The 12,931-nt window shown below is 62.5% G+C and carries 13 protein-coding genes and 1 pseudogene; 7 read left to right on the top strand and 7 right to left on the bottom strand.

The annotated features are described in order from the left end of the window. Nucleotides 1–130: pseudogene (locus MOV61_RS22785) on the top strand (alpha-D-ribose 1-methylphosphonate 5-triphosphate diphosphatase); the annotation flags it as partial. A 10-nt stretch (nt 131–140) separates the two neighbouring features. Here the strand turns inward: MOV61_RS22785 and MOV61_RS22780 are convergent. The 4 genes from MOV61_RS22780 to purM all read right to left on the bottom strand — a co-directional run bounded on the left by MOV61_RS22780 (nt 141) and on the right by purM (nt 2,841). Next, nucleotides 141–659 (bottom strand): RES family NAD+ phosphorylase, encoded by a 519-nt coding sequence (locus MOV61_RS22780; RefSeq protein WP_247138204.1) that lies wholly within the window; start codon nt 657–659, stop codon nt 141–143. After that, on the bottom strand, nt 656–982 hold the full coding sequence (locus tag MOV61_RS22775) for an antitoxin Xre/MbcA/ParS toxin-binding domain-containing protein (RefSeq protein ID WP_038541783.1): 327 nt from the start codon (nt 980–982) through the stop codon (nt 656–658). Before MOV61_RS22775 ends, MOV61_RS22780 begins: the two co-directional genes overlap by 4 nt. A 105-nt stretch (nt 983–1,087) precedes the next feature. Beyond that, nucleotides 1,088–1,771 carry a phosphoribosylglycinamide formyltransferase gene (gene purN / locus MOV61_RS22770; RefSeq protein ID WP_247138203.1) on the bottom strand — a complete coding sequence of 228 codons (684 nt, stop codon included), beginning with the start codon at nt 1,769–1,771 and terminating at the stop codon, nt 1,088–1,090. Beyond that, complete coding sequence (gene purM / locus MOV61_RS22765; RefSeq protein WP_247138202.1) at nt 1,768–2,841, bottom strand: phosphoribosylformylglycinamidine cyclo-ligase; 1,074 nt, start codon at nt 2,839–2,841, stop codon at nt 1,768–1,770. Before purM ends, purN begins: the two co-directional genes overlap by 4 nt. 179 nt (nt 2,842–3,020) lie before the next feature. Between purM and MOV61_RS22760 the strand changes: the two genes are divergently transcribed. The 5 genes from MOV61_RS22760 to MOV61_RS22740 all read left to right on the top strand — a co-directional run bounded on the left by MOV61_RS22760 (nt 3,021) and on the right by MOV61_RS22740 (nt 9,096). Beyond that, nucleotides 3,021–4,235 (top strand): AI-2E family transporter, encoded by a 1,215-nt coding sequence (locus MOV61_RS22760; RefSeq protein WP_247138201.1) that lies wholly within the window; start codon nt 3,021–3,023, stop codon nt 4,233–4,235. 7 nt (nt 4,236–4,242) lie between these two features. Beyond that, nucleotides 4,243–4,962: a DnaA regulatory inactivator HdaA gene (gene hdaA / locus MOV61_RS22755; RefSeq protein ID WP_247138200.1), complete on the top strand. Its 720-nt coding sequence runs from the start codon at nt 4,243–4,245 to the stop codon at nt 4,960–4,962. A gap of 51 nt (nt 4,963–5,013) precedes the next feature. Beyond that, nucleotides 5,014–7,215 carry an RNA degradosome polyphosphate kinase gene (locus MOV61_RS22750; protein ID WP_408962415.1) on the top strand — a complete coding sequence of 734 codons (2,202 nt, stop codon included), beginning with the start codon at nt 5,014–5,016 and terminating at the stop codon, nt 7,213–7,215. 5 nt (nt 7,216–7,220) lie between these two features. Next, nucleotides 7,221–8,741, top strand: coding sequence for an exopolyphosphatase (ppx, locus tag MOV61_RS22745; protein WP_247138198.1), 1,521 nt, complete (start codon nt 7,221–7,223; stop codon nt 8,739–8,741). A gap of 157 nt (nt 8,742–8,898) precedes the next feature. Further along, nucleotides 8,899–9,096, top strand: a complete 198-nt coding sequence (locus MOV61_RS22740) for a hypothetical protein (protein ID WP_038541799.1) — start codon at nt 8,899–8,901, stop codon at nt 9,094–9,096. Nucleotides 9,097–9,114: 18 nt separating this feature from the next. Here MOV61_RS22740 and MOV61_RS22735 read toward each other — a convergent pair whose 3' ends face one another. Next, nucleotides 9,115–9,540, bottom strand: coding sequence for a hypothetical protein (locus tag MOV61_RS22735; RefSeq protein ID WP_247138197.1), 426 nt, complete (start codon nt 9,538–9,540; stop codon nt 9,115–9,117). A 327-nt stretch (nt 9,541–9,867) separates the two neighbouring features. Between MOV61_RS22735 and MOV61_RS22730 the strand changes: the two genes are divergently transcribed. Beyond that, nucleotides 9,868–10,575: a DJ-1/PfpI family protein gene (locus MOV61_RS22730; protein WP_247138196.1), complete on the top strand. Its 708-nt coding sequence runs from the start codon at nt 9,868–9,870 to the stop codon at nt 10,573–10,575. A gap of 224 nt (nt 10,576–10,799) precedes the next feature. Here MOV61_RS22730 and MOV61_RS22725 read toward each other — a convergent pair whose 3' ends face one another. Beyond that, nucleotides 10,800–12,158, bottom strand: coding sequence for an esterase-like activity of phytase family protein (locus MOV61_RS22725; protein WP_247138195.1), 1,359 nt, complete (start codon nt 12,156–12,158; stop codon nt 10,800–10,802). A 127-nt stretch (nt 12,159–12,285) separates the two neighbouring features. Then, the coding region (locus MOV61_RS22720) for an AraC family transcriptional regulator (RefSeq protein WP_247138194.1) at nt 12,286–12,931 on the bottom strand (646 nt) is incomplete at its 5' end.

Here is a 12,931-nt window from a genome sequence, read left to right as displayed (position 1 = left end):
GGTCGGCCAGCGCGCCGATCTGGTCGTGGTGGAAAAGGGCGACGTGCACCGCATCCGGGCCACCTTCCGCGCCGGCCGCTTCGTCTACAGCGACGGTACGCTGCATCCGCTGCGGGCACTGGCGGCGTAAGGCTCGGAGGTTACTCCTCCCAGGACTTCTGGTTCTTCGGCAACCTGCCTGTCGGGTCGATGACGTGGACGCGATGCGGCAGGTCGGCTCCCCAGTCCCACAGCACGAGATTGCTGACCGAGGTTGCGGCCCGGTGGGCGAAGGAGGGGACGAGGATGCCGGCATAAGTACGGGAAAGATTGTCATAAATTACCCACGATCCCGGTCGCCTGCTTTCCGAGAGTGCGGACGCCCAGGCGGACGCCATGACATCAAGCGATATGCCAAGCGCATTTTGCGAAACCTCGTCCGTAAGGTCGGCGATATCGTCGCAATCGATATCGTAGGAGCAGATCGTCAACGGATGGATCTTGTGTCCAAACCCTTGGCTTGCTTCGGTGATCGCACCTTCGATCGAAGTAGAGAGATAGAGTGCCGGTATGCCCTTGGGATTGAAGCGGGCACCGCGAATGGCAGCACCTTCGCCGGAGATCGGGCTGATCGCCCAGCGCGGATCATGGGCGCGGTAGCAGACGCCCTGGAACCTCAAGCAAAGCCGCCGATCGCCAGATGATCGAGATAGTCGCGCAAGGCGGCAGCCTTGCCGTTCTTGACGATGCTCTCTGCTGTCCGGCCGCCGAAGGCCGGAATGGGCTCGGCGCGATACCAGGCGAGGGCTTGCCGTTCGCTTCCTGCCCATTCGCTGACGCGGTGGATGATCTCCGCCATTTCACCGATCCGCGTGGTCGCTGCGGGAGACTGCGCACGCTCCTTGCGCTGGAGCGTGTTGGCGGAGAGCCCGGCCGTCTCAGCCAGTTCGCGTTTCGAAATCCCAAGGCGGATAGAGACGGCTTCGGCTTCCATCGACGGCATCCCTAAATCGAGAATTCGCTGAGTTTTACCAACCATGTCCGGTCTCCTGTACGAAGATTACGTACAGAATGTAGGACGTTGGGCGCTCCATGTCGAGTCCCGGCTCTATCTGCCCGCCGAGAAGATCCGCTGATCCGCGATATCGGTCGTTGTGCCGGGGGAGGTGATCGTCCGGCCGCCCTCCATCCGCACCATGCCTTCCGCCAGCAGCTTCAGGGCCAGCGGGTAAAGCTTGTGTTCGACGGTCAGCACGCGGCCGGCCAGGGTTTCGGCGGTGTCGTCGGCAAGCAACGGGACGGCGCCTTGGGCGACGATCGGGCCTTCGTCCATGCCTTCGGTGACGAAATGCACGGTGCAGCCGGCGATCTTCACGCCGGCCTGGATGGCGCGTTCATGGGTATGGAGGCCCGGGAAGAGCGGCAGCAGGGCAGGATGGATGTTGAGGATGCGGCCCTCGTAGCGGCTGATGAATTCGGCGGAGAATAGCCGCATGTAGCCGGCGAGGCAGAGGATGTCTGGCTGGACCTCGTCGAGGGCTGCGAGGATCGCCGCCTCGTGTTCGGCCTTGCCGGCAAAACCCTTGCGTTCGAAGGCGAAGGTTTTGATGCCGCGCGCCTGCGCCTTCTCGATGCCGCCCGCCGAGGGTTTGTCGGAGAAGACTGCGACGATTTCGGCCGGGAAATCCGGCGCGGCGCAGGCATCGGCGAGCGCCAGCATGTTGGAGCCGCCACCGGATATGAACACGGCGACGCGCTTTCTGCGCGCCGTTTCTGCCGCCGGTGCGCTCATAGTCCGAGCGTGCCCTGGTAGATCACGCCGGGGCCGCCTTCGGCGCGCTCGACCATGCGGCCGAGCGGCACGACGATCTCGCCCTCACCGGTCAGGATATCGGCGACCGCCTGCGCGTTCTCGGGCGCGACCACGACGATCATGCCGATACCGCAGTTGAAGGTGCGCAGCATTTCCTTCGGTTCGACGCCGCCGGTTTTGGCGAGCCACGAGAAGACGGGCGGGACGGGAATGGAGTCGAGATCGATTTCGGCCGCCAGGTTTTTCGGCAGCACGCGCGGAATGTTTTCCGGAAAACCACCGCCGGTAATGTGGGCGAGGGCCTTCAGGGCGCCGGTCTCGCGGATCGCCTTCAGGAGCGGCTTCACGTAGATGCGGGTCGGCGTCAGAAGCGCCTCACCCAGAGTCATGCCCTCACGGAAGGGAGCGGGCGCGTCCCAGGCGAGGCCGGAAAGCGTCACGATCTTACGGACAAGAGAGAAGCCGTTCGAATGGACCCCCGACGAGGTCAGGCCGAGGATGACGTCACCCGAAACGATATCGCCGACAGGCAGAAGCTGGCCGCGCTCGGCGGCACCGACTGCAAAACCCGCCAGATCGTAGTCGCCGTCGGAATACATGCCGGGCATTTCGGCGGTCTCGCCGCCGATCAGCGCACAGCCCGCCTCGCGGCAGCCGGCGGCAATGCCGGAGACGATTGCCGCACCCTGATCCGGGTCGAGCTTGCCGGTGGCGAAATAGTCGAGGAAGAGCAGCGGCTCGGCGCCCTGGACCACCAGATCGTTGACGCACATGGCGACAAGGTCGATCCCGACGGTGTCGTGGAAATTGGCGTCGATGGCGATTTTCAGTTTGGTGCCGACGCCGTCATTGGCGGCAACCAGGATCGGATCGGTGAAGCCCGCGGCCCTGAGGTCGAAGAGGCCGCCGAAGCCGCCGATCTCGCCGTCTGCGCCGGGCCGGCGGGTCGAGCGCACGGCCGGCTTGATCTTCTCGACCATGAGGTTGCCCGCGTCGATATCGACGCCGGCATCGCTATAGGTGAGACCGTTCTTGCCCGCCTCGCTCATCGTTCATCTCCAATGATCGTTGTAGCGGCCCGCAATTGCACGACATGGCGCCGGATGCAAGCGTTGGACGCGGTTTTGAAGGCTTTTCACAGGTCTTGCTGCACCGCTTCCAAACCCTTGACCTGCGTTACCGGCTTCCCTATCCCTTTTTTCGCCCGGGCAATTCAGAGGAAGCGGCGATGGCATATCATATCAGCGGCGCGAGCCTGAAGCGCTACATCTTCTTCTGGGTCGGCGTTCTCGTCGTCTTCGTGGTGTTTCTGTGGTTCTTCCGTTCGATCCTGCTGCCTTTCGTAGCTGGCATGGCGCTCGCCTACTTCCTCGATCCGGTGGCCGACTGGCTGGAACGGCGGGGCCTGAGCCGGCTGATGGCGACGGTGGTGATCCTCGTCTGTTTCGTGCTGGTCTTCGCCCTGTCGCTGATGCTGGTGATCCCGATCATCATCAACCAGTTCACCGAGTTCGCCGCCGCCCTGCCGGGCTATATTTCCCAACTGCAGCAGATCATATCGAGCCCGGAAAGCTCGTTCCTGCCGCATTGGATCAGCGCCCAGATCGAGACGGTCAAGCAGAATTTCTCCGAAGTGCTGAGCCAGGGCGCCGGCTTCGTCGGTTCGCTGCTCACCCAGATCTGGAATTCCGGCAAGGCGATCATCGATGTCGTGTCGCTTTTGATCGTCACGCCCGTCGTCGCCTTCTATATCCTGCTCGACTGGGACCGCATGGTTGCCAAGGTCGATAGCTGGGTGCCGCGCGACCAGGTGGCGACGGTGCGCGAGATCGCCCGGGAAATGGATGAATCGGTCGCCGGTTTCATTCGCGGCCAGGGCTCGCTCTGCCTCATCCTCGGCATCTTCTATGCGGTCGGCTTGTCCGTTGTCGGCCTGAATTTCGGGCTTCTGATCGGCTTCATCGCCGGCATGATCAGTTTCGTTCCTTATATAGGCTCCCTGATTGGCCTGGTGCTCTCTGTCGGCGTGGCGCTGGTGCAGTTCTGGCCGGATTATCCGTGGATCATGGCCGTTGCCGGCGTCTTCTTCGTCGGCCAGTTCATCGAGGGCAACATCCTGCAGCCGAAGCTGGTCGGAGAAAGCGTCGGCCTGCATCCGGTCTGGCTGATGTTCGCGCTGTTTGCCTTCGGCGCCATATTCGGCTTCGTCGGCCTGCTGATCGCGGTGCCCGCTGCGGCCGTTGTCGGTGTCCTTGTCCGTTTCGTGCTGTCGCGGTATCTTGACAGCGACATCTATTACGGCCGAGCGGCCGCTCTTCCCTGGGAAGAGGCCGAACCACCGCATGTGCTGGAACATGCCGAAAACGGCGCAGAGATAACCGCCCCGGATGATCCTCAAGCCCCGAATGATCCTCAAGCGAATGACTCTCAGAAGAGCATTTGAAAGACCAATGACCGAGACCGGCGAGCGCGAGCGGCGCAGACAAGAGCAGCTGCCGCTGCAATTCACTCATGATGCGGCGAGAACCCGGGACGACCTCCTGGTGTCCGAACGCCTGGCTGCGGCCGTGGCGATCGTCGACGAATGGCCGGCCTGGCCGTCGCCGGTCGTCGTGCTGGCCGGCCCGGTAGGGTCGGGAAAGTCGCACTTGGCGCATATCTGGCGGGAAAAGGCAGGCGCTGCCGAGATTCATCCCGTCGCCGGCTCGAATGCCGCGGCGATTGCTGCAGCGGGTCCCGTCCTGTTCGAGGATGCCGAACGCCGCGGCTTCGACGAGACTGAACTCTTCCACGTCATCAACAGCGTGCGCGAGAACGGCCATAGCCTGCTGATGACCTCACGCCTGTGGCCGGTCTCCTGGGGCGTTACCCTGCCGGACCTCAAATCCCGGCTGAAGGCGGCGACCGTGGTGGAAATCGGCGAGCCTGACGAGGACCTTTTGGCCCAGGTGATCGTCAAGCTGTTCGCCGACCGCCAGCTTTATATCGACGATAAACTGGTGGGCTACATCGTCAACCGGATGGAACGGTCGCTCGGTGCGGCGCAGACGATCGTCGAGCGGCTGGACCGACTGGCGCTGGCGCGCGGTACCAGGATAACCCGTCCGCTGGCGGCGGAAGTGTTGAACGATTTTGGGAATTCCGGGACCGCTGCCGGCGCTGACGATTGACTGTGACAGTTCCCTCGTCAAACTGTATTCGGCCCCAAGGGGTAGCATGGGATGGATGAGATGGATTCGATCACGACTGAAACGCGCGAGCCTGGTCTGGAAGCGGCCAATACCGATTTCGACCTGATGAGCAGTCCGGACCGGTTCATCAATCGTGAATTCTCCTGGCTGCAGTTCAACCGCCGCGTTCTCGAGGAAACGCTGAATACCGCCCATCCGCTTCTGGAGCGGGTCCGCTTCCTGTCGATCTCGGCGGCCAATCTCGATGAATTCTTCATGGTGCGCGTCGCCGGCCTCGAAGGCCAGGTGCGCCAGGGCATCGTCATCCGCTCGCCGGATGGCAAGACGCCGGCCGAACAGCTCGACAATATCCTGCAGGAGATCGACAACCTGCAGATGGAGCAGCAGGCCTCGCTCGCCGTGCTGCAGCAGTATCTCGCCAAGGAAGACATCCTGATCGTCAGGCCCGCGGCACTGTCCGCCGAGGATCGCAACTGGCTGGCGAACTCCTTCGACGACGAACTTTTCCCGGTCCTGACGCCGCTGTCGATCGACCCGGCCCATCCGTTCCCGTTCATCCCCAACCTCGGCTTCTCGATGGGCCTGCAGCTGCACAGCAAGCACGGCAAGGAGCCGATGACCGGGCTCTTGCGCCTGCCGACCACGCTCGACCGCTTCATCCGCCTGCCGGACCTCAACAACGCGATCCGCTATATCACGCTGGAGGATGTGGTCGGCATGTTCACCGACCGGCTCTTCCCCGGCTACGAGGTCAAGGGCGCCGGCACGTTCCGCATCATTCGAGACAGCGATATCGAAGTCGAGGAAGAGGCAGAAGACCTGGTGCGCTTCTTCGAGACGGCGCTGAAGCGCCGCCGCCGCGGCAAGGTCATCCGCATCGAGACCGATTCGGAAATGCCGGCGTCGCTCCGTCAGTTCGTGGTGCAGGAACTCGGCGTGCCGGAAAACCGCGTCGCGGTTCTGCCGGGCCTTTTGGCGCTCAACACCATGTCCGAAATCACCAAGGCGCCGCGCGACGACCTGCGCTTCGAGACCCACAACGCCCGATTTCCCGAGCGGGTTCGCGAACACGCTGGCGACTGCCTTGCAGCCATCCGCGAAAAGGACATGGTGGTCCACCACCCTTACGAATCCTTTGACGTGGTTGTGCAGTTCCTTCTGCAGGCGGCACGCGACCCGGACGTGCTCGCCATCAAGCAGACGCTCTACCGCACCTCGAACGACAGCCCGATCGTCCGGGCGCTGATCGATGCGGCCGAAATGGGCAAGTCGGTGACGGCACTGGTCGAGCTCAAGGCCCGGTTCGACGAAGAGGCGAACATCCGCTGGGCCCGCGACCTGGAGCGCGCCGGCGTGCAGGTGGTCTTCGGTTTCATCGAATTGAAAACCCATGCCAAGATGTCAATGGTCGTACGCCGCGAGGATGGCAAGCTGCGCACCTACTGCCATCTCGGCACCGGCAACTACCACCCAATCACCGCCAAGATTTATACGGACCTGTCCTTCTTCACCTGCAACCCGAAGATCGCCCACGACATGGCGAACATCTTCAACTTCATCACCGGTTACGGCGAGCCGGCCGAAAGCATGAAGCTGGCGGTCTCGCCCTACACGCTCCGGCCGCGCATCCTGCGCCATATCGAGGAGGAGATCTGCCACGCGCAGGAAGGCAAGCCGGCGGCAATCTGGATGAAGATGAATTCGCTGGTCGACCCGGAGATCATCGACGCGCTCTATCGCGCCAGCCGCGCCGGCGTCGAGATCGATCTCGTCGTGCGCGGCATCTGCTGCCTGCGCCCGCGGGTGACCGGCCTCTCCGACAATATCCGCGTCAAGTCGATCGTCGGCCGTTTCCTGGAACACAGCCGGATCTTCTGCTTCGGCAACGGTTTCGGTCTGCCGTCCGACAAGGCGCTGGTCTATATCGGCTCCGCCGACATGATGCCGCGCAACCTCGACCGCCGGGTCGAGACGCTGGTGCCGCTCCTCAATCCGACCGTGCACGAGCAGGTTTTATCCCAGATCATGCTCGGCAACCTGATTGACAACCAGCAGAGCTACGAGATATTGGCCGACGGCACGTCGCGGCGCATGGAAGTGCGCAAGGGCGAGGAACCTTTTAACGCGCAGCACTATTTCATGACCAATCCGAGCCTCTCGGGGCGCGGTGAAGCCCTGAAGTCGAGTGCTCCGAAACTTATCGCCGGCCTTGTGTCGGGACGCAAGAAATAGGCAATATGGTACGATCAGAAGCCCAGGGGCGCCTTCCGGGGATCGCTCCTGTCTCCGTCATCGACATCGGCTCGAACTCCGTCCGCGTCGTTATCTACGAAGGCCTATCCCGCGCGCCGACCGTCCTCTTCAACGAGAAGGTGCTGTGCGGCCTCGGCAAGGGATTGGGTTCGAACGGCCGCATGGACGACGAGGGTGTCGCGCGCGCCCTGTTGTCGCTGAAGCGGTTTCGCGCGCTTTCCACCCAGGCCCGCGCCACCGAAGTCTACGTGCTGGCGACCGCCGCTGCCCGCGAAGCGTCCAACGGGCCGGATTTCATCCGCCAGGCGGAAGAGATCCTCGGCCAGCAGGTGCAGCTTCTCTCCGGCGAGGAGGAGGCGCGGTATTCGGCGCTCGGCGTCATCAGCGGCTTCCATGATCCCGACGGCATCGCAGGCGACCTCGGCGGCGGTTCACTGGAACTGATCGACATCAAGGGCAAGGAGTTCGGCAAGGGCATCACCCTGCCGCTCGGGGGGCTGCGGCTGTCGGAATCCTCCGGCAATTCGCTTTCCAAGGCGCGCACCTTCGCCCGCAAGCAGGTGAACACCGCGCGGTTCCTGGAAAACGGCGCGGGCCGCACCTTCTATGCCGTCGGCGGCACCTGGCGCAACATCGCCAAGCTGCACATGGAAATGAGCAAGTATCCGCTGCACATGATGCAGGGCTACGAACTGTCTCTCGAGGACATGCAGAAATTCCTCGACGAGGTGATTGCGGCCAAGGACAGCAAGGACCCCGCCTGGCAGGCCGTCTCGAAGAGCCGCCGTTCGCTGCTGCCCTTCGGTGCGATCGCTATGCAGGAAGTGCTGGCGGTGATGAAGCCCGCCAGGGTGAGCTTTTCGGCGCAGGGCGTTCGCGAAGGCTATCTCTATTCGTTGCTTTCCGACGAAGAGAAGGCAAGTGATCCGCTGCTGGTTGCCGCCGACCAGCTCGCGATCCTGCGCGCCCGATCGCCCGAACACGCCCGCGAGCTTGCCGACTGGACCGGCCGCATGGTGCCGGCCTTCGGGATCGTCGAGACGGAAGAGGAAAGCCGCTATCGCCAGGCCGCCTGCCTGCTCGCCGATATCAGCTGGCGCGCCCATCCGGATTACCGCGGCCTGCAGGCGCTGAACCTGATCGCCCACTCCTCCTTCGTCGGCATCACCCATGCCGGCCGGGCCTATTTGGCGCTCGCAAACTACTACCGTTTCGAAGGCCTGCACGACGACGGCGCCACCGGCCCGCTGGCGACGATCGCCACGCCACGCTTGCTCGATCTTGCAAAGCTGCTCGGCGGTCTGCTCCGGGTCGTCTACCTCTTCTCGGCCTCGATGCCGGGCCTCGTCAACCATCTGACCTTCCGCCCGTCCTCCGAGCCGGACCTCGATCTCGAATTCGTCGTACCCTCCGCCTACCGCGACTTTGCCGGCGAGCGGCTGGACGGCCGCCTGCAGCAGCTGGCGAGGCTGACGGGCAAGCGGCTGGCGTTCCGGTTCGAGTAGGCCGGGCAGGGACGCGTAGGAACCGGGCCAGGCAAGTGCCGTCACCATGCCGGCCGCCTTCAGCACCCTCATTCGACCTGAGGGCATACTCCGATTGGACGACTTCCCTGGCGACGCCGTTGATTTATTTTACGGGCCGCCAAAAGGGAGGAGATGGATGTCATACCTGCATATCTGGATCTGGGCGACGCTCGCGTTCGTCGTCTGCGCAACGCTGATGACGCTGGGTTACTTCAATATCGAAGGAAAGCTGCTCGCCCCGCCGCCCTTCTATCTGGAAACCTGGGCGGGACTGATGGCCTTCGTGACGATATCGGCCGCATTCATCAAATGGCTGTTCAATTATCGCGGGTGAGGGGGCCGCAGCCGTGCGTCAGGCCCTGGTCACGGGGAGTTTCGGGACCGGTCTGGCGAAAACAGCTGTAATGGTCCGTTTCGAACCATTCCCGAGATCAACGACCATGAACATCATCAGTTGCTCGTCACGAACGGCGAAAAGAACATCGAAAACTTTGTTGCTGTAGGTCGCGCCAGGCCGCATTTTCCACCGCCCCCGGCCGGTGGCGAAGTGTGCAGGGCCGTTTCGATCCGCTTGTACTGTTGCAGACCAACCGTTGTTTGCGCTGACAATAAGAACTGTGCCCTGCCTCACGATCCCAACAAAACAAGCTGCGCATGATCCCGCGTCGGAGGAAATCTGCTGCCATCGGCCGGAGAGTCGGACTTCCTGCGACCTCACTTCTTGCGAAGATAATAAAGCAAAGAAAGCGAACGAAATCAGTTTAAAAGCGAGGCGCACGTCTCTCTCCGCACAACCAAAAACATCTGTACTTGTCCACCTCGGCGATGAGGGCCGAGCCATCAGTCAGTCGCGCACGTTTCCATATACAATTCAAGGTCACATTGTTGGGCAAGGAGATGTCCTGCGTCCTTCGCATCGAGCAAATTAGCGGATCGCCGGAGGCTCGCGCCTGCCTACGGCCGAACCTCGAAGTAGGTTTCCTACCCGCCATAAAATCACTTGCGATTGTAACGACAGTGGAATTTTTCCGGTTGCATCCGCCGGCATTTTCATGTGCATGCTCGCGAAACCGGTATTCTCCGTCAACTGGCCAAGTAAGCTTGGATGTCCGTGAGCGCACCCCCTCGTGAGATCGGCTTTGTCCTGTTTGCCGGGCTGACCCAGCTTGATTTGACCGGGCCTTGGGAAGTTCTGACGCGGCTGCCGAATACGCGTTGCCATCTGCTGGCCGAGGGACACGCCCCGGTCCGAAGTGCGAGCGGACTGAGTATCGTCCCAAGCATGTTGATTGAAGAATGCGGTCAACTCGACATCGTGGTTGTCCCGGGCGGGCCCGGTCATCTGGATGCGATGCAGGACGAACGTCTTCTCTCGTTTCTACAGCGCCAGGAGCCCGGCTGTCAGTTCCTGATGGCAGCCTGCACCGGAACGCTGGTGCTTGCCGCCGCTGGTCTGCTTCAGGGCTACGAGTGCACCACCCACTGGACGGCGCTGCATAGGCTTTCAGCTTTCGGAGCAATGCCGGTAAATCGGCGGGTCGTGTTTGACCGGACGCGAGCCACCGGTGGCGGCGTGACGGCAGGTATCGACCTTGGCTTGGTCATGGCCGCCAAGCTGGCAGGTGAGGAGACCGCACGGAAAATCCAGCTGATGATGGAATATGCGCCGGAACCTCCATTCGCCGGATCGCCCATGACCGCCGACCCTGCGACAGTGAAGGCGTTGGAAGCACCATCGGATATCGCAGATCAGATAAGAGCCATCGATGCCGACGCGATATCCAGACTTCGGCGAGACGCTCGGCTCGTCTAGCGATTGCGACCTGCGACAGGGCCAGGTTGATCGGAGACCTCGACCACGGTCTCGAACGTGGTGCAAAGGGGGCGCTCCGTAATTCCGTTTAGGCCCAGCAAGGACGTTTTTTACTTCTCGGGCTGAAAGCAGCCTCGCCGCTCACGACACCCGGATCCCCGTCTCCCAAACAAAAAGAGCGCCCGGCTTTCACCGGACGCTCTTCGTTTTTGGCCGTCTGCTGCTTACTTGGCAGACAAGAATTCGCCGACTTCGAGCACGCTGAACTCGTTGTTGTCGGCCCTGTCGACGGCGCGGCCTGCCGAGAAGGGCAGGTTATTGTCGTTGCCGATGATGATGTGGGTGGCGTCGATCACGTCGACATTCTCGATCGTCACGAACGGCATGTCGTAGACGCCCGCGACGTTGCCGGCCTTCTTCTTGTTGTCCGGGTCCTGGATGTTCATCAGGTCGATATAACCGATCTTGCGGACGGCCTTGCCGACATTGGCGTCGTTGAACTCGATCTTGTAGACGCGCTTCAATTCGGCCGGAGCGTCGAAGCAATCCGGCTTCGGCTGTTTCGGATCGGCGCAGGCCTTGTTCTTGGTGCCGGCGCCGTTGTCGCGCTCGATGACGAGGGCGGTCGAGGCGTCGATCATGTTGAAATCGCCGATCGCGGCGCCCTTATCGGCGAACGGATACAGCCACGAACGGCCGGTCCACTTCTTGGAGGCGACGTCGAATTCGATGACGCGGATGGCGGTCTTGCCGTCGGCCTGCTCGACCTGGCCGTCGTCCTTGTAGAGCGGGCCTTCGAGCAGGCCGTAGAGCTTGGAGCCATCCTTCGCCATGGCGAGGCCTTCGAAGCCTCCGGAACGCTTCAAGTTGAAGACCGGCATCTTGGCGGCGGGGTTGCCCGGCAGCTGGATGAGCGGGTTGTCCGGCGAAAGCACCGGCTTGCCGTCGACTGTGGTGGCGATGACGTCGGTCAGGCGGCCCTGGATATCGAACTTGAGCAGGTAGGGGCCGAATTCATCGCCGAGCCAGAAGCCATCGGCGACCGGCTGTACGGATTCGATGTCGAAATCGGCGCCGGTCAGGTAACGGGTTTCGGTGGCTTCGGTGACGATCGGAAACGGAGCGATCTTGTTCGGATCGGAGAGGAAGACGTTCTTGACGACTTCAGCCTTGTTGGCGGCCCAGTCGAACTTCATCTGGTGCAGGAAAAGCATCGAGTCGGACGAGTTGAACTTCGAGCCGAAACCGTTGTCCGACAGCGTCCAGAAGGTGCCGTCAGCCATGGTCTTGATGCCGGAAAAGCCCTGGATCGGCTGGCCGTCGAGCGGCAGCTTGACGTCGGTGATGCGGGCGCCGTCCTTGCCCGGCAGGGTGCCGAGGGCGTCGGTGCGCTTACGGTCGGCGGTGGTGAATTTGCCGGAGGTCTTGAGGAACGCCGGCGCATCGGCCGGAGCCGGAACGACCGTGTTGGCGGGGAGGATTGCCTGGCCGGTGAGCTTGGCCGGAAAAACCTTGTCGTCAGCAGAAGCGGAGCCGCCGATCTGCGCGGCAAGCGCTACGGTGGCGAACAGAATTTTGGTCATGGGATCACCTGTTGGTTGGCGTGTCAAAGACGCCAACCGGTTAAGGTGAGTGCATGACGGTGAGGTGATGGAAGATTGACGCTTCGATGAAGCTTTGATGACTGAAATTTCACAAAGGCCGGCGACCTCAGGCGCTCCTGCGAAGCGCCATCCAGCGGCCCGGCGTCATGCCGAACGTCTTCTTGAAATGACGGGTGAAATGCGCCTGGTCGGCAAAGCCCGTATCGGCAGCGATATCCGCCAGGCTGCCGCCTTGTGACAGCAGGACCTTCGCTCGGTCGAGCCGGCGCATGACGAGATAGCGGTGCGGACTGGTGCCGAGAAGCTTTCGGAACTGCCTTGCGGTCGTGTAGCGATCGAAACCGCTGACTTCCTCCAGTTCCTCCGAAGAAACCGTCCGGTCGGCGTTCGCCTGCAGGTAATCGCGGCAGCGCAGAACCGCCTGCTGCGCTCGCGGGGTGCCCGGCGCGTCACGCTTGCTGTCCGCATGGCGCCAGAGGCTTGTTGCCATGCGGGTGATCAGGTCGTCGAGCAACAGGTCCTGCGGCTCGGCTTCGAGATCGTTCAAGGCTTCGACAAGACACTGTCGGAATTCCGCATCCACCATGATGGGATCCGGCACGAAGGGCAGGCCGCGCGAACCGCCTGCCGCCTCGATCAGCCGTTCCGGCGGCAGGTAGAGCATGCGGTAGCGCAGCCCGGCATCGGTGCCGGCCGCCCCGTCATGCACCTCGTCCGGATGCAGCACGATGACGTTGCCGGGCAGGCTGGCG

Source organism: Neorhizobium sp. BETTINA12A, from assembly GCF_023006485.1.
Lineage (GTDB): Bacteria > Pseudomonadota > Alphaproteobacteria > Rhizobiales > Rhizobiaceae > Neorhizobium.
Note: the sequence above shows the minus strand (reverse complement) of the source record. Positions and strands in the feature narration are given on the sequence as shown.

Coding starts and splice junctions, on each gene's coding strand:
- MOV61_RS22725 (WP_247138195.1), bottom strand. CDS start 12,158: ATGACCAAAATTCTGTTCGCCACCGTAGCGCTTGCCGCGCAGATCGGC.
- ppx (WP_247138198.1), top strand. CDS start 7,221: ATGGTACGATCAGAAGCCCAGGGGCGCCTTCCGGGGATCGCTCCTGTC.
- purN (WP_247138203.1), bottom strand. CDS start 1,771: ATGAGCGCACCGGCGGCAGAAACGGCGCGCAGAAAGCGCGTCGCCGTG.
- purM (WP_247138202.1), bottom strand. CDS start 2,841: ATGAGCGAGGCGGGCAAGAACGGTCTCACCTATAGCGATGCCGGCGTC.
- MOV61_RS22760 (WP_247138201.1), top strand. CDS start 3,021: ATGGCATATCATATCAGCGGCGCGAGCCTGAAGCGCTACATCTTCTTC.
- MOV61_RS22740 (WP_038541799.1), top strand. CDS start 8,899: ATGTCATACCTGCATATCTGGATCTGGGCGACGCTCGCGTTCGTCGTC.
- MOV61_RS22730 (WP_247138196.1), top strand. CDS start 9,868: ATGTCCGTGAGCGCACCCCCTCGTGAGATCGGCTTTGTCCTGTTTGCC.
- hdaA (WP_247138200.1), top strand. CDS start 4,243: ATGACCGAGACCGGCGAGCGCGAGCGGCGCAGACAAGAGCAGCTGCCG.
- MOV61_RS22775 (WP_038541783.1), bottom strand. CDS start 982: ATGCCGTCGATGGAAGCCGAAGCCGTCTCTATCCGCCTTGGGATTTCG.
- MOV61_RS22750 (WP_408962415.1), top strand. CDS start 5,014: ATGGATGAGATGGATTCGATCACGACTGAAACGCGCGAGCCTGGTCTG.